The sequence below is a fragment of the Streptomyces sp. NPDC100445 genome (genome assembly GCF_044759735.1).
In the GTDB taxonomy this organism is placed as follows: Bacteria; Actinomycetota; Actinomycetes; order Streptomycetales; family Streptomycetaceae; genus Streptomyces.
Window position 1 is genome coordinate 127,588 of sequence record NZ_JBIVZV010000012.1, and the last position, 20,413, is coordinate 148,000.

At 72.2% G+C, this 20,413-nt stretch carries 19 protein-coding genes and 5 tRNA genes; 17 read left to right on the forward strand and 7 right to left on the reverse strand.

Features of this window, described 5'->3' with window-relative positions:
* Positions 1 to 283: 283 nt before the first annotated feature.
* From ACIQVT_RS26515 to ACIQVT_RS26530, 4 genes are all read right to left on the reverse strand, one after another.
* Positions 284 to 859 (reverse strand): ATP/GTP-binding protein, encoded by a 576-nt coding sequence (locus ACIQVT_RS26515; protein WP_362225364.1) that lies wholly within the window; start codon positions 857 to 859, stop codon positions 284 to 286.
* Positions 840 to 1,238, reverse strand: coding sequence for a DUF742 domain-containing protein (locus tag ACIQVT_RS26520; protein WP_019058642.1), 399 nt, complete (start codon positions 1,236 to 1,238; stop codon positions 840 to 842). Before ACIQVT_RS26520 ends, ACIQVT_RS26515 begins: the two co-directional genes overlap by 20 nt.
* A 111-nt stretch (positions 1,239 to 1,349) precedes the next feature.
* The gene (locus tag ACIQVT_RS26525) at positions 1,350 to 1,763 is read right to left on the reverse strand and encodes a roadblock/LC7 domain-containing protein (protein ID WP_023546525.1); all 414 of its coding nucleotides are present in this window, start codon (positions 1,761 to 1,763) and stop codon (positions 1,350 to 1,352) included.
* Between the two features lie 9 nt (positions 1,764 to 1,772).
* Complete coding sequence (locus ACIQVT_RS26530) at positions 1,773 to 5,525, reverse strand: nitrate- and nitrite sensing domain-containing protein (protein ID WP_403759014.1); 3,753 nt, start codon at positions 5,523 to 5,525, stop codon at positions 1,773 to 1,775.
* Positions 5,526 to 6,082: 557 nt separating this feature from the next.
* Here ACIQVT_RS26530 and ACIQVT_RS26535 point away from each other — a divergent pair.
* From ACIQVT_RS26535 to ACIQVT_RS26585, 11 genes are all read left to right on the forward strand, one after another.
* Positions 6,083 to 6,277 (forward strand): hypothetical protein, encoded by a 195-nt coding sequence (locus tag ACIQVT_RS26535; protein WP_403759017.1) that lies wholly within the window; start codon positions 6,083 to 6,085, stop codon positions 6,275 to 6,277.
* Positions 6,278 to 7,708: 1,431 nt separating this feature from the next.
* Positions 7,709 to 8,494: a fumarylacetoacetate hydrolase family protein gene (locus ACIQVT_RS26540; protein WP_403759020.1), complete on the forward strand. Its 786-nt coding sequence runs from the start codon at positions 7,709 to 7,711 to the stop codon at positions 8,492 to 8,494.
* The gene (gltX, locus tag ACIQVT_RS26545; RefSeq protein ID WP_403759023.1) at positions 8,487 to 9,968 is read left to right on the forward strand and encodes a glutamate--tRNA ligase; all 1,482 of its coding nucleotides are present in this window, start codon (positions 8,487 to 8,489) and stop codon (positions 9,966 to 9,968) included. The genes ACIQVT_RS26540 and gltX overlap by 8 nt, the downstream gene beginning before the upstream one ends.
* Before the next feature lie 241 nt (positions 9,969 to 10,209).
* Positions 10,210 to 10,281 (forward strand) — tRNA-Gln (locus tag ACIQVT_RS26550).
* Between the two features lie 21 nt (positions 10,282 to 10,302).
* A tRNA-Glu gene (locus tag ACIQVT_RS26555) sits at positions 10,303 to 10,375 on the forward strand.
* Positions 10,376 to 10,404: 29 nt separating this feature from the next.
* Positions 10,405 to 10,477 (forward strand) — tRNA-Glu (locus ACIQVT_RS26560).
* A gap of 20 nt (positions 10,478 to 10,497) precedes the next feature.
* A tRNA-Gln gene (locus tag ACIQVT_RS26565) sits at positions 10,498 to 10,569 on the forward strand.
* Positions 10,570 to 10,597: 28 nt separating this feature from the next.
* A tRNA-Glu gene (locus ACIQVT_RS26570) sits at positions 10,598 to 10,670 on the forward strand.
* A 199-nt stretch (positions 10,671 to 10,869) separates the two neighbouring features.
* Positions 10,870 to 11,634: a GAF and ANTAR domain-containing protein gene (locus ACIQVT_RS26575; protein WP_403759025.1), complete on the forward strand. Its 765-nt coding sequence runs from the start codon at positions 10,870 to 10,872 to the stop codon at positions 11,632 to 11,634.
* On the forward strand, positions 11,627 to 12,409 hold the full coding sequence (locus ACIQVT_RS26580; protein ID WP_403759028.1) for a GAF and ANTAR domain-containing protein: 783 nt from the start codon (positions 11,627 to 11,629) through the stop codon (positions 12,407 to 12,409). The genes ACIQVT_RS26575 and ACIQVT_RS26580 overlap by 8 nt, the downstream gene beginning before the upstream one ends.
* A gap of 261 nt (positions 12,410 to 12,670) precedes the next feature.
* The gene (locus tag ACIQVT_RS26585; RefSeq protein ID WP_403759031.1) at positions 12,671 to 13,021 is read left to right on the forward strand and encodes an ANTAR domain-containing protein; all 351 of its coding nucleotides are present in this window, start codon (positions 12,671 to 12,673) and stop codon (positions 13,019 to 13,021) included.
* A gap of 94 nt (positions 13,022 to 13,115) precedes the next feature.
* Here the strand turns inward: ACIQVT_RS26585 and ndgR are convergent, their stop codons facing one another.
* On the reverse strand, positions 13,116 to 13,832 hold the full coding sequence (gene ndgR, locus ACIQVT_RS26590; protein WP_121786721.1) for an IclR family transcriptional regulator NdgR: 717 nt from the start codon (positions 13,830 to 13,832) through the stop codon (positions 13,116 to 13,118).
* Between the two features lie 206 nt (positions 13,833 to 14,038).
* Here ndgR and leuC point away from each other — a divergent pair, with 206 nt between their 5' ends.
* From leuC to ACIQVT_RS26610, 4 genes are all read left to right on the forward strand, one after another.
* The gene (leuC, locus tag ACIQVT_RS26595) at positions 14,039 to 15,466 is read left to right on the forward strand and encodes a 3-isopropylmalate dehydratase large subunit (RefSeq protein WP_403759035.1); all 1,428 of its coding nucleotides are present in this window, start codon (positions 14,039 to 14,041) and stop codon (positions 15,464 to 15,466) included.
* Between the two features lie 2 nt (positions 15,467 to 15,468).
* Positions 15,469 to 16,062, forward strand: a complete 594-nt coding sequence (gene leuD / locus ACIQVT_RS26600) for a 3-isopropylmalate dehydratase small subunit (RefSeq protein WP_403759038.1) — start codon at positions 15,469 to 15,471, stop codon at positions 16,060 to 16,062.
* 274 nt (positions 16,063 to 16,336) lie between these two features.
* The gene (locus ACIQVT_RS26605) at positions 16,337 to 16,567 is read left to right on the forward strand and encodes a hypothetical protein (protein ID WP_403759041.1); all 231 of its coding nucleotides are present in this window, start codon (positions 16,337 to 16,339) and stop codon (positions 16,565 to 16,567) included.
* A gap of 136 nt (positions 16,568 to 16,703) precedes the next feature.
* Positions 16,704 to 17,363, forward strand: a complete 660-nt coding sequence (locus ACIQVT_RS26610) for an HU family DNA-binding protein (RefSeq protein ID WP_403759043.1) — start codon at positions 16,704 to 16,706, stop codon at positions 17,361 to 17,363.
* An 83-nt stretch (positions 17,364 to 17,446) separates the two neighbouring features.
* Here ACIQVT_RS26610 and ACIQVT_RS26615 read toward each other — a convergent pair whose 3' ends face one another.
* Positions 17,447 to 17,650, reverse strand: coding sequence for a hypothetical protein (locus ACIQVT_RS26615; RefSeq protein WP_205614107.1), 204 nt, complete (start codon positions 17,648 to 17,650; stop codon positions 17,447 to 17,449).
* A 65-nt stretch (positions 17,651 to 17,715) separates the two neighbouring features.
* The gene (gene cofC / locus ACIQVT_RS26620; RefSeq protein ID WP_403759046.1) at positions 17,716 to 18,354 is read right to left on the reverse strand and encodes a 2-phospho-L-lactate guanylyltransferase; all 639 of its coding nucleotides are present in this window, start codon (positions 18,352 to 18,354) and stop codon (positions 17,716 to 17,718) included.
* 154 nt (positions 18,355 to 18,508) lie between these two features.
* Between cofC and ACIQVT_RS26625 the strand changes: the two genes are divergently transcribed.
* A complete protein-coding gene (locus ACIQVT_RS26625) occupies positions 18,509 to 19,339 on the forward strand; it encodes a lysophospholipid acyltransferase family protein (RefSeq protein ID WP_403759049.1) in 831 nt (276 codons plus the stop codon).
* Entirely contained in the window at positions 19,336 to 20,346 is a 1,011-nt protein-coding gene (locus ACIQVT_RS26630) for an NAD(P)H-dependent glycerol-3-phosphate dehydrogenase (protein ID WP_403759052.1), read from the forward strand. Before ACIQVT_RS26625 ends, ACIQVT_RS26630 begins: the two co-directional genes overlap by 4 nt.
* Positions 20,347 to 20,413: the final 67 nt, after the last annotated feature.

Below are 20,413 nucleotides of genomic sequence, written 5' to 3' on the forward strand. Positions count from 1 at the left end.
TGGGCAGTTCAGGCATTCCAGCACGTGGACCTGTGCTCATCCAAACAGTGCAAAGCCGGGGGTGGTGCAGTTGTAAACGCGAGATAAAACGGTCATAAAGAGCGAGCCCCGCCAAAAGGCGGGGCGTTCGTGCGCACAGCGGCACCGTGCGACCGCGTCGCGTGGCGGGACCGGACGATTCCTCTGCCGAACTGTTATGAACGCCGGAGCCGACCGTGTCTAAGGCCACAGCCGGCTCCGGAACCTTCACGACAACTGCCCTGTCGCCCGTCGCGTCCGAGTGCTACCGCAGGCGCGCCATCAGCGCGTGCTCGACCAGCGTGATCAGCGCCGACTTGGCGTCCGCGCGGTGGCGGGCGTCGGTCGTGATGATCGGGGTGTCGGGGCCGATCTGGAGGGCCTCGCGCACCTCGTCCGGCGAGTAGGGCTGGCTGCCGTCGAAGCCGTTGAGGGCGATGACGAACGGCAGGCCGCTGTTCTCGAAGTAGTCGACCGCGGGGAAGCAGTCGGCGAGGCGCCGGGTGTCCACGAGGACGATGGCGCCGATCGCGCCGCGGACCAGGTCGTCCCACATGAACCAGAACCGGTCCTGTCCGGGCGTGCCGAACAGGTACAGGATCAGGTCCTGGTCCAGGGTGATACGGCCGAAGTCCATGGCCACCGTCGTGGTGGTCTTGTCCCCGGTGTGGGTCAGGTCGTCGATGCCCGCGGAAGCGGACGTCATGACGGCCTCTGTGCGCAGCGGGTTGATCTCCGAGACGGCGCCGACGAACGTGGTCTTGCCCACGCCGAAGCCGCCCGCCACCACGATCTTCGCGGAGGTGGTGGCCCGACCCGCGTCAGAGCTTGCGAAGTCCACTGAGCACCCTTTCGAGCAGCGTCACGTCCGGAGCGCCGCCGTTGTTCTCGTCGCCACCAGGCTGGTGGATGGCGACCAGGCCGGCCTCGGCGAGGTCGGCGACCAGGATCCGGGCCACTCCGAGCGGCATGGCCAGCAGCGCGGAGACCTCCGCGACCGACTTGACCTCGCGGCACAGGTGGCAGATGCGCTGGTGCTCAGGGAGCAGTCCCATGAGCGCTGCCGGATCGGCCGTGGTGCTGATCAGCGCCTCGATGGCCAGCTGATACCGCGGCCGGGTCCGGCCGCCGGTCATCGCGTACGGCCGAACCAGCGGCTGGTCGCCCTCGTCCCCGTACGGCTCGGCGTACGGATCATGAGAGGCGGTGGGCGGGGTCATGAATCCTCCGGGCGGGACAGCAAGTCGGTCAGTCAAGCCGTCTGACGGGGCCGGTGGGGGGATTGTGGCGGCCGGACGGTGTTTTCGTGAGGTGGGTGGTGCCGGGGGCGGTCAGTGAAGCAGACTGCCCTGGAGTTCGGCGCGCAGGTCCGGGGTGAGTACCGCACCCGCGCGGTCGACGAGCAGTGCCATCTCGTAGCCGACGAGGCCGATGTCGCACTCGGGGTGGGCCAGTACCGCGAGGGACGACCCGTCCGAGACGGACATCAGGAAGAGGAACCCGCGTTCCATCTCGACGACCGTCTGTGCCACGGTGCCGCCCTCGAAGATCCGGGACGCCCCGGCCGTCAACGAGGTCAGCCCGGACGCGACGGCGGCCAGCTGGTCCGCGCGGTCCCGCGGGAACCCTTCGGACATCGCCAGCAGAAGGCCGTCGGCGGAGACCACCACTGTGTGGGACACCCCAGGGGTGTTGTCCACGAAGTTGGTGATCAACCAGTTCAGGTTCTGTGCCGCCTGGCTCATCGGACTCAACTAACGCTCCTGCTGGTGAGTGGGGCTCGGGAAGCTGCCGGTCTGGCCGCTGCCGGCCTGACGGCCCTGAGCGATGCCCCGACGAAGATTGGTCAGCCGTCCGCGTACGTCGTCAGGCGCACGCGAGACCTGCGGACCGGCTTGGTGCTGTTGCTGCTGTGCGGTCCCCGGGACGAGGTTCGCCCGGGGAACGCGGCGCGGCAGGCCGGAGGTGGTGATTCCACCCGCGGCGGGCTGCCGTACACGCTCGGCCTGCCGGACGAGTTCGTCGTTCGGCGAGGTGCGCCAGGAACCGGTGTTCGAGGCGGGCCGCTGCTGGGGGGCCGGGGCGGGTGCCTGCGGCTGCTGCGGCGCGGGCGCGTTCTCCTGCTGCTGGGTGCCGTGGAACCAGTTGGTCTCCAGCGTGTCGTACAGCGGGGTACGGCCGTCACCCGGACCGCTGGCCGGCGGCAGTGCCTCCGGCTCCTGGCGGACCGGACGCTGCTGCTGCGGCTCCTGGCGGACCGGACGCTGCTGCGGGGCGGGCGGGCGCGGGGCGCCGAACTCGTCCCGGCCGGCCGCCTGGGGCCGCTCGAACTGCCCGGTGTGCGCGGGGTTCTGGTGGCCCGGGAGGGCGTGCTGCCCGGTGGAGCCGCCGTCGAACCCGCCGTCGTAGCCCTGCGGTGCCTGGGGGGCCTGCGGGGTCTGCGGTGCCGGGAACCGGCCCGTGTGCCGGTCGCCCCCGTCGTCCTGCCGCGCGGGCGCCGCCGACGTGCCGAACACGTCGGAGCGGACGAACGGGTCGGTGCCCTGCGGGGCGCCGGGGCCGCCGAAGCCGTTCTGCTGCCGGGCGGCGTCCGGACGGGGGAACTGGCCCGTGTGCGCGGCCGAGCCGGGGGCGTCGGGCAGCTCCGGGCGCGGGTACTCACCCGTGCCGGACGGAGACCGCTGGTCGTCCACGCGCGGCATCGGGGCCGTCTGCGTCGGGTCCTGCTCGTCGTGGCCGCGCGGGGTGTCCATCGCGGCCCGCGACAGCGGGGCCTGGGAGACGCCCCGGTCGGAGTCGCGTGACTGCGGGGCACCGCCGGGCAGCTCCGCCCGCGGACCGCCGCGCGGCGGCAGTTGGGGCTGGCGGCCCTGGTCGGCGCCGGCGGGCCGCTGCCCGCCGCGGCCGCCGAAGGCGTCCTGCCGCGGACCGCCCGGGTTCGCGGCCTGGAGGCCCTGCGGGGCACCCGGCGTCCGACCGCCGAAGGCACCCGCACCTGAACCGCCGGGAGGCGTGCCCTGCTCGAAGGCCGACCCGGGCCGCGGGGCCTGCCGGCCCTGCTGCGGGGCACCGGCGCCGCCCTGCGGACCGCGCGCTCCGCCCGGCCCACCGGGACGGCCGCCCTGGCCCGCGCCGGGCAGCGCGGCCCGGGGACCCTGACCGGAACCGACCTGGCCGCGCGGGCCGGGACCGGCACCGAGCAGACCGCCACCACCGGGGGCACCGCCGTTGTTGCCGTTCGCCCGCCGGGCCGCGGCCGCGCCGGCGGCCGCCTGCGCGGCGGCCGGACCGCCGGAGGACACGGGCGGCGCGCCGGGCTTGCCGGTGGCCGGCTTCTTGCCGCCCTGGGCGACGTCCACGGGGAGCATGACCAGCGCGGTCGTGCCACCGGAGTCGGAGGGGCGCAGCTGGATGCGGATGCCGTGCCGCTGGGACAGCCGGCCGACCACGAACAGACCCATGCGGCGCGAGACGGAGACGTCCACGGTGGGCGGCGAGGCCAGCCGCTCGTTGATCGCCGCGAGGTCCTCGGGGGAGAGGCCGATACCGGTGTCGTGGATCTCGATCAGCACCCGCCCGTCGGGCAGCGCGTGACCGGTGACCTTGACCTTGGTCTGCGGGGAGGAGAACGACGTGGCGTTCTCCAGCAGCTCGGCGAGCAGGTGCACGAGGTCGTTGACCACGCGGCCGGCCACCTCGGTGGTCGGCACGGAGGCCAGCTCGATGCGCTCGTACTGCTCCACCTCGGACGCGGCGGCGCGCAACACGTCGACCAGCGGCACCGGACGCGTCCAGCGGCGGCCGGGCTCCTCACCCGCGAGGACGAGGAGGTTCTCACCGTTACGGCGCATACGGGTGGCGAGGTGGTCCAGCTTGAACAGCGAGGACAGCTGGTCCGGGTCGGCCTCGCGGGACTCCAGCTCGGAGATGAGCGAGAGCTGACGCTGGATCAGACCCTGGGAGCGGCGCGAGAGGTTGGTGAACATCGCGTTGACGTTGCCCCGCAGCAGGGCCTGCTCGGCGGCGAGACGGACCGCCTCGCGGTGCACGTCGTCGAAGGCCGCGGCCACCTGGCCGATCTCGTCCCGGGAGTGCACACCGACCGACTCCACGGAGGTGTCGACATCCTGCGGGTCCGACTCCGAGAGCTGCTTGACCAGCTCGGGCAGCCGGTCCTGGGCGACCCGCGTCGCGGTCTCCTGGAGCCGGCGCAGCGACCGGATCATGGACCGGGCGACGACGAACGCGCCGACCAGCGACACGCCGAGCACGAGGAGGATCAGGGCACCGGAGATGATGGCGTCACGCTGGGTGGCGCTCTTCAGCTCGCGGGCCTTCTGCTCCATCTCCTCGAGCAGCGTGTGCTCGATCTTCTTCATCTGCTCGAGCTTGGTCGAGCTGGCGTCCACCCAGTCGCGGTAGGAACGCGCCGGCAGCTGCTGGAGACCGTCCGGGGACTCGAAGGAGCGCTTGGCGTAGGTGTCGGCCGTCTTGATCGTCGCGTTGCCGTCGTCGATCGGCTGGAGGAGCGACTCGGCGTCCTGGTTGGCGTAGATCTTCCGGAAGATCGCCAGCTCGGAGCCCTCGCTCTCGTAGGCCGACTGGCCGTAGAGGCGGTCGTTCTCGGAGAGGTCGCCCTTGGTGGCGGTGGTCGCGGGCAGCGCGGCGGCGATCATCGCGCGCTGCACGGACGCGTACTCCTTGGCGGTGGAGAACGCCGCCAGGGCGCGGGTACGCGAGATCATCTCCGGGTTGCTGGACGCCTCGGCCATGTCCTGGGAGAGGCCGATCAGCTGGGTGATGAGCCGATGGTAGGACTCGACCGTCTGGGTGGCGTTGTCCTTGGAGACGTACGCCTTGTCGCGGATCTTGGCCAGGTCGTCCAGCTGGTTGGCGAGACCGACGAGCGCGTCGCGCACGCCCTGGAGGTTGCCGTCCTTGCTGGCCGCGTCGATCTGCTCGGAGGCGTCCAGGAAGTTGTCGCGGGCCCGGTTGGTCTTCTGCTGGTAGGCCTTGACCTGGTAGTCGTTCTTCTTCAGGCCGCCGTGCGACAGGGGGCCGGCGGACTGGTCGCGCTCGTCCTGGAGCGCGGCGGCCAGCTCGGTCGCCTGCTTGGTCATGTCCGTCAGCAGCTTCATGTTGTCGAGCTGCTGGATGTCGTTCATGTTCTGGTCGATGCGCAGCGCGCCCAGCGAGGTCGCCGCGACCACGGGGAGCGCGAGCAGCGACACCAGACGCGTGGAGATGCGCCAGTTGCGCAGGGCCAGGCGCGAACCGGCGGTCGGGAGCGGCGCGGACTTCGCCTTCGGTGCGGCGCTGCCCGCGGACGTCGCCGTGGTGGCGCCCGACGGGGTCGGCGCGCCGGGGCGCCCGCCGCCGTCGCCGGACGGGCCCGGACCCTGGCTGTGGGCGTGCTGGGGCGAGGAGCTGCCCTTCTTGGGGCCAGTCCCGTCGTGCGACTCCGGCTCCGCCGAAGCGCTGCCATCCCTCTTGAAACGTCCCTGCACTAGCGTCGCAACCTCTGGACCAGGCGCCCCTCCGCTGGACGGAGGGACACGGTGTCGGCGTCGTGGAGAGCGCCCTGAATACGCCCCCCGGGTGGTCTTGAGTGACCGGCGCTGGTTCCCCCCTTGTCCCGCCGCCGCTCGGCGCTGCGTAGCGCCCCCTGCACCGGCTCGATCCCGCGGCGGTCCGTGGAATTCCAGCACAGTGCAGGATCTCCAACAAGGGCAGTGGGCCGAGCTGTGACCTACGTGACGGGGCGTGAGGGGTGGGTTACCAGCCGTGGGACCGATCTCGGTGCAAACCGGGCGTACCGCTGTGAGTTGCCGCTGGGTGCGAGGTGTCCCAGTCGCCATGATCAGGAGCGGAATGGTGGCTTCAGGGGGTCAATGTCCGTTTTTCACAACCGGGTTGGCGGCCGGAATTGACCGCTTTGCACGTGTGTTCGTGAGCAAACTCACAGGCATGTCGTGCGCGGACGGCACCTTCGGCGGGGAAACGGATGTTTAGCCTGACGCTTTACAAGAGCGGCCACTCCGACCAGAGGCACAGGACGACAACGGTGAAGACGACGATGATGTTCCGCCCGATTGCCAACCCGCGGCGCACGACCCTCGCGCACCTCGAGGACGCCGGCGACCTGGCCGTGCCCGAGCTGCCGGAGCACACGGTCGACCTCCCCGCCCAGACGGCCAACCCCCGCCGCACGGTCCTCATGGAGGTCCCGGCCGGCGCAGGAGCCCCCACCGACGCCTGACCCCACACTCCCCGGGCGCGGGCCCCGGGCGCCCCCGCGACCCGCGCCGGTCCCGTTCCCGGACTCCCGGGCGTTCCCGTGACCCGCGCCCGTCTCGCGGCGGCGTCCCGGGCACCCCAGCGCCCCGCTCCGAGCGGCTGAACGGATCGCATGACGTTCCTTGCGCCCCGCGACCGTTCCCGTGACCCGCGCCGGTCCCGTTCCCGGACTCCCGGGCGGCCCCACGACCCGCGCGCCCGCCCCGCGGTGGCGTCTCGGCGCGCCGCTCCGCGTGGCTGGACGGATCGCATGACGTTCCGCCCGGCGGTGCTCGTCCCCTTCCCGGGCCCTGGGCGGTCCCGCGACCCGCGCCCGACCCGCGCCGACACCCCGTCGCGCTGCTCCCCGCCGCCGGACGGACCGAACAACGATCCCCCCGGCCGTGCCCGTCCCGTTCCCGGCTCCCGGGCGGCCCCGTGACCCGTGCCCGTCCCGTGGCGGCACCCCGTCGCGCCGCTCCCGCCGTCGGCCGCACCGGACGTCGATCCTCCCGGCCGTGCCCGTCCCCTTCCCGGCTCCCGGGCGGCCCCGTGACCCGTGCCCGTCCCCGTCTCGGGGCCCCGGGCAACCCCGTGACCCGCGCCCGTCCCGTGGCGGCACCCCGGCGCGCCGGCTCCCCACCGCCGGATGGATCGCATGGCGATCTCCGCGACCCGTGCCCCCGTTCCTGGTCTCCCGGGCGTTCCGGCGACCCGCGTGCGGCCCGCGCCGTCACTCCGGCGCGCCGCTTCCGGCGCCGGACGGATCGCATGACGTTCCGCCCGGCCGCGCCCGCCCCGTTCCGCCACCACGCCCGGCTCGATCCCGGGCTCCCTGGCGGTCCCGCGATCCGCGCCCGTCCCGTGGCGGCACCGTGGCGCGCTGCTCCGCGCCGCCGGACAGATCGCATGACGATCCCCGCGACGCGCGACCCGCGCCCCTCCCGTTCCCGGACTCCCGGGTGGCCCGGAGACCCGCACCCGGCCGGCGGCGGCGCCCTGGTGGCGGCACTCCGGCGCGCCGCTTCCGGCGCTGGGCGGATCGCATGACGTTCCGCCCGGCCGCGCCCGTTCCCGGGTGGGCCCGCGGCCCGCGTCCGGCCGCGCGGAGCGGCACCCCGGCGCGCCGCCCTGAGCGCCGGAAGCGGGTCGCATGACGATCCCGCGACCCGCGACCCTCCCGTTCCCGGGCTCCCGGGCGTTCCCGACGATTCCCCCCGGCCGCGCCGTCCCGTCCCCGGCGGCCCCGCGACCCGCGTCCGGCCGGCGGCGGCGCCGGGGCGGCGCCCCAGACCGCCGCCCCCACCGCCGCGGAACCCCCGGACGGCCGTCGTACCGGCCGAACGCGCGGCCCTGTGACCGGTTAACCTGGGGCGTCAGTCCGCCGGTTCTCAGTGAGGGGCGCAAGGATCCCGTGCGCATCGCCAGGTTCTCCATCGACGGGAACGTCGCCTTCGGCGCGGTCGAGGGCGACAAGCAGGACGAACTCGTCCTCGACATCATCAAGGGCATCCCGTTCGCGGACCACGAACTGTCCGGGACGAAGGTGCCGCTGAGCAAGGTCAGGCTGCTGCCGCCGGTGCTCCCCAACAAGGTCGTGGCGTTCGGCCGCAACTACGCCGACCACGCGCGCGAGCTGGGCAACGAGGTGCCCGAGGCGCCGTTCGCCTTCCTCAAGCCCTCCACCTCGGTGATCGGCTCCGGCGATGACATCCAGTACCCGTCGTTCACCGAGGAGCTCCACCACGAGGCCGAGCTGGCCGTCGTCATCGGCCGCATGTGCCGCGAGGTGCCGCGCGAGCGCGTCAAGGACGTGATCTTCGGCTACACCTGCGCCAACGACGTCACCGCCCGTGACGTCCAGCGCCGGGAGAAGCAGTGGGCCCGCGCCAAGGGCTTCGACACCTCCTGCCCGCTCGGCCCCTGGGTGGAGACGGACATCGACCTGGAGCGGGCGAACGACCTGACGATCCAGCTCACGGTCGGCGGCGAACAGCGCCAGCTCGGCCGCACGAGCGAGATGCTCCACTCCATCGAGGACCTCGTCGTCAACATCTCGGAGGCGATGACGCTGCTCCCCGGCGACGTCATCCTCACCGGCACCCCGGCGGGGGTCGGCCCCCTCCACGTCGGCGACGAGGTCGCCGTCACCATCGAAGGCATCGGCACTCTCACCAACAAGGTTGTCAAGCGTGGCTAGCGCACCCGGCTCCCCCGTACGCGTCCGTTTCTGTCCCTCGCCCACCGGTAACCCCCACGTGGGGCTGATCCGCACCGCCCTGTTCAACTGGGCGTTCGCGCGGCACCACCAGGGCACCCTGGTCTTCCGCATCGAGGACACCGACGCGGCCCGCGACTCGGAGGAGTCCTACGAGCAGCTGCTCGAGGCGATGCGCTGGCTCGGCTTCGACTGGGACGAGGGCCCCGAGACCGGCGGCCCCCACGCGCCGTACCGCCAGTCGCAGCGCATGGACATCTACCGGGACGTCGCCGCCAGGCTGCTGGACGCCGGCCACGCCTACCACTGCTACTGCTCCCAGGAGGAGCTGGACACCCGCCGCGAGGCCGCCCGCGCCGCCGGCCGGCCCTCCGGCTACGACGGCCACTGCCGCGACCTGAGCGCCGGGCAGGTCGAGGAGTACCGGGCCCAGGGCCGCACCCCGATCGTCCGCTTCCGGATGCCCGACGAGACGATCACCTTCACCGACCTGGTCCGCGGCGAGCTGACCTTCACCCCGGAGAACGTGCCGGACTACGGCATCGTCCGCGCGAACGGCGCCCCGCTGTACACGCTGGTCAACCCGGTCGACGACGCCCTGATGGAGATCACCCACGTCCTGCGCGGCGAGGACCTGCTCTCCTCCACCCCGCGCCAGATCGCCCTGTACCGGGCGCTGACGGAGCTGGGCGTGGCCAAGGGGACCCCGGCCTTCGGCCACCTGCCGTACGTGATGGGCGAGGGCAACAAGAAGCTCTCCAAGCGCGACCCGCAGGCGTCCCTGAACCTCTACCGCGAGCAGGGCTTCCTGCCCGAGGGCCTGCTCAACTACCTTTCGCTGCTGGGCTGGTCGCTCTCCGCGGACAGGGACATCTTCACGATCGACGAGATGGTCGCCGCGTTCGACATCGCCGACGTGAACCCCAACCCGGCGCGCTTCGACCTCAAGAAGTGCGAGTCGGTCAACGGCGACCACATCCGCATGCTGGACGTGAAGGAGTTCACCGAGCGCTGCCGCCCGTGGCTGCGGGCGCCGTTCGCCCCGTGGGCGCCGGAGGACTTCGACGAGGCCAAGTGGCAGGCGATCGCGCCGCACGCGCAGAGCCGGCTGAAGGTGCTCTCCGAGATCACCGCCAACGTCGACTTCCTCTTCCTGCCCGAGCCGGTCTTCGACGAGGCGTCGTGGGCCAAGGCGATGAAGGAGGGCTCGGACGCGCTCCTGCGCACGGCCCGCGAGAAGCTGGAGTCGGCCGACTGGACCTCCGCGGAGTCCCTGAAGGAGGCCGTGCTGGCCGCCGGTGAGGCCCACGGACTCAAGCTCGGCAAGGCCCAGGCGCCGGTCCGGGTGGCCGTCACCGGCCGCACCGTCGGCCTGCCGCTCTTCGAGTCCCTGGAGATCCTGGGCAAGGAGCGGACGCTGGCCCGCGTCGACGCGGCGCTGGCGAAGCTCGCGTAACCGGCCGGACCACGTCAGGGGCGGCACCGGGGTCCCCGGTGCCGCCCCTGAGCCGTGTGCGGCCGTCGCGCGACCGCCCCCCGGCCCCCGCCGAACTCCCGGCGCTGCCCCGCGCGGAACCCGTTTTGGAGCCCCGTCCACCTTCAGGTAATGTTCTTCCTGCGCCGAGGGGAACGGGCCGGAAGGCCGGACCCCCACGGAGCACGCTAGAACGAGAACCCCGCAGGGGCTTGAGTTCCAGTGGCCTATGGTGTAATTGGCAGCACGACTGATTCTGGTTCAGTTAGTCTTGGTTCGAGTCCAGGTAGGCCAGCTCGCAGAGCTCATCTGCAAAGCCCCCGTTGTGTAGCGGCCTAGCACGCTGCCCTCTCAAGGCAGTAGCGCCGGTTCGAATCCGGTCGGGGGTACTGATCTCGACGATGTCGGGATCGCTAGGGCCCCCGTTGTGTAGCGGCCTAGCACGCCGCCCTCTCAAGGCGGTAGCGCCGGTTCGAATCCGGTCGGGGGTACGACTGGTCTAAACCATCATTGGTCTATGGTGTAATTGGCAGCACGACTGATTCTGGTTCAGTTAGTCTTGGTTCGAGTCCAGGTAGACCAGCTCGGATCTGCGGAAACGCGAGATCCAGGCCCCCGTTGTGTAGCGGCCTAGCACGCCGCCCTCTCAAGGCGGTAGCGCCGGTTCGAATCCGGTCGGGGGTACCTAGAGGGAAGGCCCTCCACTTCGGTGGGGGGCCTTCGCCGTTTCTGTCTCCACGCCCCCACGCGGCTACGATCGTGATGAGGGCTCCGGGCGCGACGGCACGCGACGGTCACGCCGGAGCGGGCGAGACGAGCCCGCTGACGCGGCAGGAGCGGACGTGCCGGCCGAAGGCCGGCCGCGCGCGGGGAGGTGAGGGTGATGTCGGGTGCGCCACAGGGCGACGGCGAGGACGCGGAACGGGACGCGCACGCTCTGCGGGCCAAGATCGCCCAGGAGCTGATCGACGCGGTCCGGGACGTCCCTCCCGCCTCCGTGTCGGACGCCCTCTCGCGGACCTGCGTGGCCTTCCTGCCCGACCTCTCGGGACTGTCGCTGTCGGTGCTCGGGCAGGGCGCCGGCGTGGGCGTCGTACTCTTCGCCAGCGACGGCGTGGCCGCTCAGCTCGCCGAGTTCCAGTACACGCTCGGCGAGGGACCGTGCACGGAGGCCGCCCGGCTGCGGGCGCCCGTGTTCGCCGACGACCTGACCCGCCCCCCGGACACCCGCCGCTGGCCGCTCTTCTGCGCGCAGGCGGTGAGGGCGGGCGCGAGGGCCGTCTTCTCGGTACCGCTGCCGGGTGCGGGGGGCACGCTGGGCACCCTCGACCTGTACCGGACGGCCGCGGGACCGCTCGACGTCGGCGAGGTGCGCACCGCGCTGCTGGTCGCCGACGCCCTCACCCTCGCCGTCACCACCCTCGACCACGCCTCCGCGGAGACCGGCGGGGCCGTACTGTGGCTTCAGGGGGCCGAGTCGGACCGGGAGGAGATCCACCAGGCCACCGGCATGATCATGGTGCGGTTGGGAGTGAGCGCGGAGGAGGCCCTGCTGAGGCTGCGCGCGCGGGCGTTCGCCCGGGGCAGCACCTCCCTCGACACGGCGCGGGCCGTCATCGACGGCACGATGGACATGGGCCATGAGTGAACACGTGAACACCCAGCACGACAGCGCCAGGGAGGCGAGCATGAACCGCGAGCGGAAGCTGGCGACGGCGTTCGTCGACCTTGCGGACACCTATGCGCCGGGCTTCGATCCCCTCAGCCTGTTCCACCGGCTGGTGCACAGCTGCCGGGAACTGCTCGACGTGGACGCGGCGGCGGTGATGATCGCCGACGCCCGGGGTGCGCTGAGGACGATGGCCGCCACCGAGGACGAGGCCGCGTTCATCGAGCTGATGCAGATGCAGACCGGCAAGGGCCCCTGCATGGACTGCTACCGCACCGGCAGGGCCCGCGGCGTCCCCGACATCGCCTCCGAACGCGACCGCTGGCCCGAACTGATCGCCGCCATGTCCGAGTCCGGGTACGGCTCCCTGCACACCGTGCCGGTGCGGCTGCGCGACCGCACCCTGGGCGCGCTCACCCTGTTGAACGCCCGCACCGGGGACCTCCCGGACGGCGACGCCGATCTCGCCCAGGCGCTCGCGGACTCCGCCGCGCTGGCGCTGATGCACTGGCCCACCGAACCGCGCGCCGACGACCTCGTCACGCGCGTGCAGATGGCCATCGCCGCCAAGTCGGCGCTGGAGATCGCCAAGGGCATGGTCGCCGCGTACCACGGCCTGCCCGTGCACGAGGCGGGACGCCTGCTCACCGCCTACGCCGACAGCCGTGGCGTCAGCCTCGCCGCCACCGCCCAGGCGCTGGTCGGCCGCACCCTGGAACTCACCGCCGTCCTCGAGGAGACCGCCGGGCAGTGACCATCGTGTGCCGGGGCCCGGACAAGCGGTTCCCCCGGCTCGTGGCCGAACCAGGGGATCCTCGCGCTGATGGGCTCCCGGGAACCGACCTCCGCGTACTCCCCACGCTACTCCGCGCCGGGGCCCAGGGGGCGGACAGCGGCCGAGGTACCCGCGCGACGGATGCGGACGAGCGTCGTTCGCGGGTAGAAGTGGAGTTGTCATCGTCACCCCCCCGCCGGTGACGGCCGGCGGGGGGAAGCGCCCCGGGATGTGATCGCGATGGATTTCCGGCACGACGCCCGACCTGAGCAGGTCGGGACGCGGCTGACGCCGGAGCCCGTCGACCCCGGGGCCAGGATCACCGACCTGGAGCGGGAGAAGCTCCAGCTACAAAAGACCATCACCTCGCACGCCGTGGTCGACCAGGCGATCGGCGTGGTCATCGCCGTCGGGGGACTGCACCCCCGGCAGGGCTTCGACGTCCTCAAGAACGTCTCGCAGCACACCAACAGGAAGCTGCGCGCGGTCGCCGGCCTCGTCATCGACTGGGTGAGCGGTGAGCCGCTCCCCGACGACGTGCGGCGCTCCCTGGACGACGCCCTGGCGAAGGCGCGCGCGGAGTCCGGCTGACACCCCGGGGCACGCCGGTCGTCCGCTCCGGTCGGGGAAGGGCCGCCGCGGCGTCGGGGCCGCCCTTCCCCGGCCGGAGGGGACCGGCCCGCCCTCAGCCCGTGCGGCGCAGGGCCTCGGAGAGGCGGCCGGCCGCGTCGATGACGGCCTGGGCGTGCATCCGGCCCGGGTGGCGCGTCAGGCGCTCGATGGGGCCGGAGACGGACACGGCCGCCACGACCCGGTTGGAGGGTCCGCGCACCGGCGCGGAGACGGACGCGACGCCCGGCTCACGCTCACCGATCGACTGCGCCCAGCCGCGCCGCCGCACCCCCGACAGGGCCGTCGCCGTGAAGCGGGCGCCCTGGAGACCGCGGTGCAGGCGCTCGGGCTCCTCCCAGGCCATCAGGATCTGCGCCGAGGAACCGGCCTTCATCGTGAGCGTGGAGCCGACCGGGACGGTGTCCCGCAGTCCGGACAGGCGCTCCGCCGCCGCCACGCAGATCCGCATCTCGCCCTGGCGGCGGTAGAGCTGGGCGCTCTCGCCGGTGACGTCGCGGAGGTGGGTGAGCACGGGACCCGCCGTCGCCAGCAGGCGGTCCTCGCCCGCCGCCGCCGCGAGTTCCGCGAGGCGCGGGCCGAGGATGAACCGGCCCTGCATGTCGCGTGCCACCATGCGGTGGTGTTCCAGGGCCACGGCCAGGCGGTGGGCCGTGGGTCGTGCCAGTCCGGTGGCCCCGACCAGACCCGCGAGGGTGGCCGGACCGGACTCCAGAGCGCTCAGGACGAGGGCCGCCTTGTCCAGAACGCCGACGCCGCTACTGTTGTCCATGCAACGATACTCACGTCTCACTCTGTGAAACGCAAGTTCAATTTTCCGTGGAACGCGCCACCCTGGAACCAGACAGCGGCCCGCGGACCAACGGGCCCGGCGGTGCACGCCCGGAATCACGACTTTCAGGGGCCCGGACAGGGCAGTCGCCGCTCCTCAAGATCTCTAGTTGGGCCGGTGGACGTTTGCCGGCCGGAGGGAAAGCGATGGGTAGGACACTCGCGGAGAAGGTCTGGGACGACCACGTCGTCCGGCGCGCCGAGGGCGAGCCCGACCTCCTCTACATCGATCTGCACCTGCTGCACGAGGTGACCAGCCCGCAGGCCTTCGACGGGCTCCGCAAGAACGGCCGCCGGGTCCGCCGCCTCGACCTCACCATCGCGACCGAGGACCACAACACCCCGACCCTCGACATCGACAAGCCCATCGCGGACCCGGTCTCCCGCGCCCAGCTGGAGACGTTGCGCAAGAACTGCGCCGAGTTCGGGGTGCGCCTGCACCCGCTCGGCGACGTCGAGCAGGGCGTCGTCCACGTGGTCGGCCCGCAGCTGGGCCTGACCCAGCCCGGCACCACCGTGGTCTGCGGCGACTCGCACACCTCCACGCACGGCGCCTTCGGCGCGCTGGCGTTCGGCATCGGCACCTCCCAGGTCGAGCACGTGCTGGCCACCCAGACGCTGCCGCTGGCCCGCCCGAAGACCATGGCCATCACCGTCGACGGCGAACTGCCCGACGGCGTCACCGCCAAGGACCTGATCCTGGCGATCATCGCCCGGATCGGCACCGGCGGCGGCCAGGGCTACATCCTGGAGTACCGCGGCTCCGCCATCGAGAAGCTCTCGATGGAGGCCCGGATGACCATCTGCAACATGTCGATCGAGGCCGGCGCCCGCGCGGGCATGATCGCCCCCGACGAGACGACCTTCGCCTACCTCCAGGGCCGCCCGGACGCCCCCGAGGGCGCCGACTGGGACGAGGCCGTCGCCTACTGGAGGACCCTGCGCACCGACGACGACGCGGTCTTCGACGCCGAGGTGGTCATCCGCGCCGACGAGCTGTCGCCGTTCGTCACCTGGGGCACCAACCCCGGCCAGGGCGCACCGCTTTCGGCGGACGTCCCCGACCCGGCCTCGTACGAAGACGCCTCGGAGCGCCTCGCCGCCGAAAAGGCCCTGGAGTACATGGGGTTGGCGGCCGGACAGCCGCTGCGGACCATCACCGTGGACACCGTCTTCGTAGGTTCCTGCACCAACGGCCGCATCGAGGATCTGCGCGCCGCCGCGGACATCCTGCGGGACCGCAAAGTCGCCGACGGCGTACGGATGCTGGTCGTGCCCGGCTCCGCGCGGGTGGGCCTCCAGGCCGTCTCCGAGGGGCTGGACGTGGTCTTCAAGGAGGCCGGCGCCGAGTGGCGGCACGCGGGCTGCTCGATGTGCCTCGGCATGAACCCCGACCAGCTGGCCCCGGGCGAGCGCTCCGCCTCCACCTCCAACCGCAACTTCGAGGGCCGCCAGGGCAAGGGCGGCCGCACCCACCTGGTGTCGCCGCAGGTCGCGGCGGCCACCGCCGTGCTGGGCCACCTCGGCTCCCCGGCCGACCTGACCGACGACCGTACGCCCGCTGGAGTCCGATAACCATGGAAGCCTTCACCACCCACACCGGCCGGGCCGTGCCGCTGCGCCGCAGCAACGTCGACACCGACCAGATCATCCCCGCCCACTGGCTCAAGAAGGTCACTCGGGACGGCTTCGAGGACGGGCTGTTCGAGGCCTGGCGCAAGGACCCGGACTTCATCCTCAACCGTCCCGAGCGGCGGGGCGCCACGGTCCTGGTCGCCGGCCCCGACTTCGGCACCGGCTCCTCCCGCGAGCACGCCGTCTGGGCGCTCCAGAACTACGGCTTCAAGGCCGTGATCTCCTCCCGCTTCGCCGACATCTTCCGGGGCAACTCGCTGAAGAACGGCCTGCTCACGGTGGTCCTGGACCAGAAGACCGTGGACACCCTCTCGGAGCTGACCGAGGCCGACCCCACGGTGGAGATCACCGTGGACCTGGAGGCGCGCGAGGTGCGCGCCCCCGGCGTCACCGCCCCCTTCGAGCTGGACGAGAACTCCCGCTGGCGGCTGCTGAACGGCCTGGACGACATCTCGATCACGCTCCGGGACGAGCCTGACATCGCCGCCTACGAGACCGGCCGCCCCGCCCACAAGCCGCGGACCCTCCCGGTCTGATCCGGCGCCGCCCGGACCGCCGGGCGGGTCGGGTTTCGGCCACTCCAGCACCCCGCCTGTACCCCCGATCGCCACGATCGGGGGTACAGCCATGTCCGCACCCGAACGGCCCCGCGCGTTCCCCCTGGTCCGCCCAACTTCCCATGTTACGGCGGCTGTTGATCGGGTAGGTGAGTGCCGTGTTCATGCCTTCCGCAAGTGCCTGGAAGGCCATTTGAGGCGGGAGTTGCCCCCTGCGCAGGCGACAACTCGCCCCAGATGGCACAATCTGTGCATGGAACACGACGGCCAACTCCAGCTCTATGCGGCGGTCGCGGACCAACTCAAAGAAGCGCACTCGAAGGTGCGCGCACTGCAAGTCCCGGAGGGCGTACGGATGGCGCTGACCCGGAAGCTGCTGGTCATTACGGCCGCGGCCAAGCACGATCTCGCCGACGCGGCAAGGCGGCTCGATCGGTTCACGGCGGACCTCGACGCGGGTCGCATCCCCGGAGAGGACCGCTGAACCGTCCGAGACGGCCGAGTCCGTTGCGGCACAAGGGTGATAAGCCCGTTTCGTGTTTGATTTGCGGTATATATCTGCCTAACGTGCGAAAAAGCTTGAACACTTTCGTTCTGGCGAGGTCTCCGAAGGGGAAGACGTGAACAAGGCGCAGCTCGTAGAAGCGATTGCCGACAAGTTGGGCGGCCGACAGCAGGCCGCCGACGCCGTCGATCATGTCCTGGACGCCATCGTCCGCGCGGTCGTCGCGGGCGAGCGGGTCTCGGTCACCGGCTTCGGCTCCTTCGAGAAGGTGGACCGCCCCGCCCGCTACGCCCGCAACCCGCAGACCGGCGAGCGGGTTCGGGTCAAGAAGACCTCCGTGCCGCGCTTCCGCGCCGGTCAGGGCTTCAAGGACCTGGTGAGCGGCTCGAAGAAGCTTCCCCGCGGCGGCGAGGTGGCGGTCAAGAAGGCGCCCAAGGGCAGCCTCTCCGGCCCGCCGCCCACCATCGCCAAGGCCGTCGGCAAGAAGGCCGCCGCCAAGAAGACCGCCGGTGCGGCGAAGAAGACCACGGGCGCCAAGAAGACGACGGGGGCGAAGAAGACCACGGCCGCCGCCAAGAAGGCCCCGGCGAAGCAGGCACCCGCCAAGAAGACGACGGCGACCGCCAAGACCACCGCCTCGAAGACCACCGCCAAGAAGGCCACGGCGAAGAGCGCTCCGGCGAAGAAGGTCACCGCCAAGAAGGCCCCGGCCAAGAAGTCGACGGCCCGCAAGACCACCGCGAAGAAGGCCACCGCCCGCAAGGCGACGCCGTAGGGCGGCATCGCGAGGCCGCCAGGGCAACACGCGCCGGGCCGGACTCCTCCGGGGAGTCCGGCCCGCGGCGTGTGCCGGGTCGGTTACAGCGTGTGAAGGGTGACGAGGGTGATCCGGGCGGCGTCGCCCTCGCCCTCGGTCTCGACCCGCACCCGCTGGCCGGGCCGCAGCAGCCGCAGGCCGCCCCGGTCGAACGCCGCCGCGTCGAAGGGCACCGGCGTGCCGTCGTCGAGCAGCACCTGTCCGCTGCGGGTGCCGGGGTCGTACGTGTACGCGGTCGCCTGCATGACGGCCAGCGTAATGCCTGCCACCGCCCGCCGCCGGGCCGCCGCCCGCGGGCCGGGGAAAGGCGTCAGCACTCCGGGATCAGCAGGCCCGCCGAGACCGCCGCCGTGTAACGGCCCACGCCCAGCGCCAGCGCCGCGCGCAGATCCGCGCCGGTGTCCACGTCCTGCCGCACCGAATCGACTCCGGCCAGCAGGAGTTCCGCCGCGCCCGAGGCCCGGTGCCGGGAACGGGAATCGACCCCGAACGCCGGCCGCAATTCCCGGCCCGGCGCGGCCGACAGCAGTGTCGTGCCCAGTCCCGCCGCGTCCGAGAGAAAAGCGCGCGGGAATTGCGCGGCCGACTCCAGTACTCGGGACAGTTCCACCGTCCGCAAGGCGGGCAGATCGGCATTCAGGGCCGCCACGGCGGAGCGGGGGAACCATTCCCGTACGACGGCCGCGCCGTGCGCCAGAGCGGCGTTCAGGCCCTCGCCCGGCGCGTCCGGCACGATCCGCGCGCCCAGCGCCGCGAGCTCCCGGCCGGCCCGCGGGTCGTCCGTGACGACCGCCACATCCGCGACCGCCGGGCAGGCCAGCGCCGCGGCCACCGTGTCCTGCGCGAACGCCAGGGCCAGGCCCGGACGGACGCCGTCGTCGGCGATGTCCGCGAGCCTGCTCTTGGCCCGCGCGAGGGGCTTCAGGGGGATGACCAAGGTCCACTGCACCGGCGTACCGTCCCTTACTTGTCGCGCTCATTGTCACCCGGGGCCCTCGGGCCGCCCGCGTGTCGGGGCGTACGGTGTTCTCGACAGACCGGCGGCCCGGGGCCACACTTGTGCGGCCCCCGCCGGGATGGCAGCTCTAGAGGAAGGTGTCCTTGTGCCCCGCCGCAGAATCGGCTTCTGGTACCGCTTCGCCGCGGTGCTTTGCAAACCGCCGCTGGTGGTTCTGATCAAGCGGGACTGGCGTGGAATGGAGCACATTCCGGCCGAGGGCGGCTTTATCACCGTGGTGAACCACAATTCACACGTGGACCCCTTCGCGTACGCGCACTATCAGTACAACACCGGGCGGGTTCCGCGATTCCTGGCGAAGAGCGGCCTTTTCCGGAAGGGGTTCGTCGGCGCCGCCATGCGCGGCACCGGGCAGATCCCCGTCTACCGCGAGAGCACCGACGCGCTCAGCGCCTTCCGGGCCGCGATCGACGCCGTCGAACGCGGCGAGTGCGTCGCCTTCTACCCCGAGGGCACCCTCACCCGCGACCCGGACGGCTGGCCCATGACCGGCAAGACCGGAGCCGCCCGCGTCGCCCTCCAGACCAGGTGTCCGGTCATCCCGGTCGCCCAGTGGGGCGCCAACGAACTGCTCCCGCCGTACGCCAGGAAGCCGAACCTCTTCCCGCGCAAGACCCACCACGTGCTGGCGGGCCCGGCGGTCGACCTGTCCCGCTTCTACGACCGGGAGATGACCCCGGACGTGCTGAAGGAGGCCACCGAGGTCATCATGACGGCCATCACCCGCCAGCTGGAGCTGATCCGCGGCGAGAAGGCGCCCGAGACGCCGTACGACCCGCGCCGTGAGCGGATCGAGCAGCGCCGCCGCACCCAGGCGCAGGCCCGGGCCCGGGCACAGGAACGCGCCCAGGAGCGGACGCAGGAGCGGGCGCAGGCACAGACGCAGGGCGAGCGAGCGGAAGGGCGGAGCACATGAGCGAGCCAGTGCGGGCGGCCGTCATGGGCACCGGATCGTGGGGGACCGCCTTCGGCATGGTCCTCGCCGACGCCGGCTGCGACGTGACCCTGTGGGCCCGCCGCCCCGAGCTGGCCGACGCGGTCAACTCCACGCGGACCAACCCCGACTACCTGCCGGGCGTCGAACTCCCGAAGAACCTGCGCGCCACCGCCGACGCGGCCCGGGCCCTCGGGGACGCGGACTTCACCGTCCTCGCCGTCCCCTCCCAGACCCTGCGCGCCAACCTCGCCGAGTGGACCCCGCTGCTCGCGCCGGACACCGTCCTCGTCTCCCTGATGAAGGGCGTCGAACTCGGCTCCACCATGCGGATGAGCGAGGTCGTCGAGGACGTCACCAAGGTCGGCGCCGACCGGATCGCGGTCGTCACCGGCCCCAACCTGGCCCGCGAGATCGCCGCCCGGATGCCCGCCCTGGCCGTCGTGGCCTGCACCGACGAGCAGGTCGCCCGACGCCTCCAGGCCGCCTGCCACACCCCGTACTTCCGGCCGTACACCAACACCGACGTGGTCGGCTGCGAACTCGCCGGCGCCGTCAAGAACGTCATCGGGCTCGCGGTCGGCATCGCCGACGGCATGGGACTCGGCGACAACGCCAAGGGCTCGCTCATCACGCGCGGCCTCGCCGAGACCACCCGGCTCGGCCTCGCCATGGGCGCCGACCCGCTGACCTTCTCCGGACTCGCGGGCCTGGGCGACCTGGTGGCCACCTGCTCCTCGCCGCTCTCCCGCAACCACACCTTCGGCACCAACCTCGGCAAGGGCATGACGCTCCAGGAGACCATCGCGGTCACCCGGCAGACCGCCGAGGGCGTCAAGTCCTGCGAGTCCGTGCTCGATCTGGCCCACCGGCACGACGTCGACATGCCCATCACCGAGACGGTCGTCAGCATCGTGCACGAGGGCAAGCCGCCGGTCGTCGCCCTCAAGGAGCTGATGGCCCGCAGCGCCAAGCCCGAACGGCGCTGAACCCGCCCGCCGCACGGCCCCCGTGGAGCCGGCCGCGCGACGCTGCGCGACCGTCCGTGCGACGCTG

What these genes read in the sequence shown, in the direction of transcription:
- ACIQVT_RS26520 (WP_019058642.1), bottom strand. Translation starts at nt 1,238, where the DNA reads ATGACCCCGCCCACCGCCTCTCATGATCCGTACGCCGAGCCGTACGGG.
- ACIQVT_RS26525 (WP_023546525.1), bottom strand. Translation starts at nt 1,763, where the DNA reads ATGAGCCAGGCGGCACAGAACCTGAACTGGTTGATCACCAACTTCGTG.
- ACIQVT_RS26575 (WP_403759025.1), top strand. Translation starts at nt 10,870, where the DNA reads ATGTCGGGTGCGCCACAGGGCGACGGCGAGGACGCGGAACGGGACGCG.
- ACIQVT_RS26580 (WP_403759028.1), top strand. Translation starts at nt 11,627, where the DNA reads ATGAGTGAACACGTGAACACCCAGCACGACAGCGCCAGGGAGGCGAGC.
- ACIQVT_RS26585 (WP_403759031.1), top strand. Translation starts at nt 12,671, where the DNA reads ATGGATTTCCGGCACGACGCCCGACCTGAGCAGGTCGGGACGCGGCTG.
- ndgR (WP_121786721.1), bottom strand. Translation starts at nt 13,832, where the DNA reads ATGGACAACAGTAGCGGCGTCGGCGTTCTGGACAAGGCGGCCCTCGTC.
- leuC (WP_403759035.1), top strand. Translation starts at nt 14,039, where the DNA reads ATGGGTAGGACACTCGCGGAGAAGGTCTGGGACGACCACGTCGTCCGG.
- leuD (WP_403759038.1), top strand. Translation starts at nt 15,469, where the DNA reads ATGGAAGCCTTCACCACCCACACCGGCCGGGCCGTGCCGCTGCGCCGC.
- ACIQVT_RS26605 (WP_403759041.1), top strand. Translation starts at nt 16,337, where the DNA reads ATGGAACACGACGGCCAACTCCAGCTCTATGCGGCGGTCGCGGACCAA.
- ACIQVT_RS26615 (WP_205614107.1), bottom strand. Translation starts at nt 17,650, where the DNA reads ATGCAGGCGACCGCGTACACGTACGACCCCGGCACCCGCAGCGGACAG.
- ACIQVT_RS26630 (WP_403759052.1), top strand. Translation starts at nt 19,336, where the DNA reads ATGAGCGAGCCAGTGCGGGCGGCCGTCATGGGCACCGGATCGTGGGGG.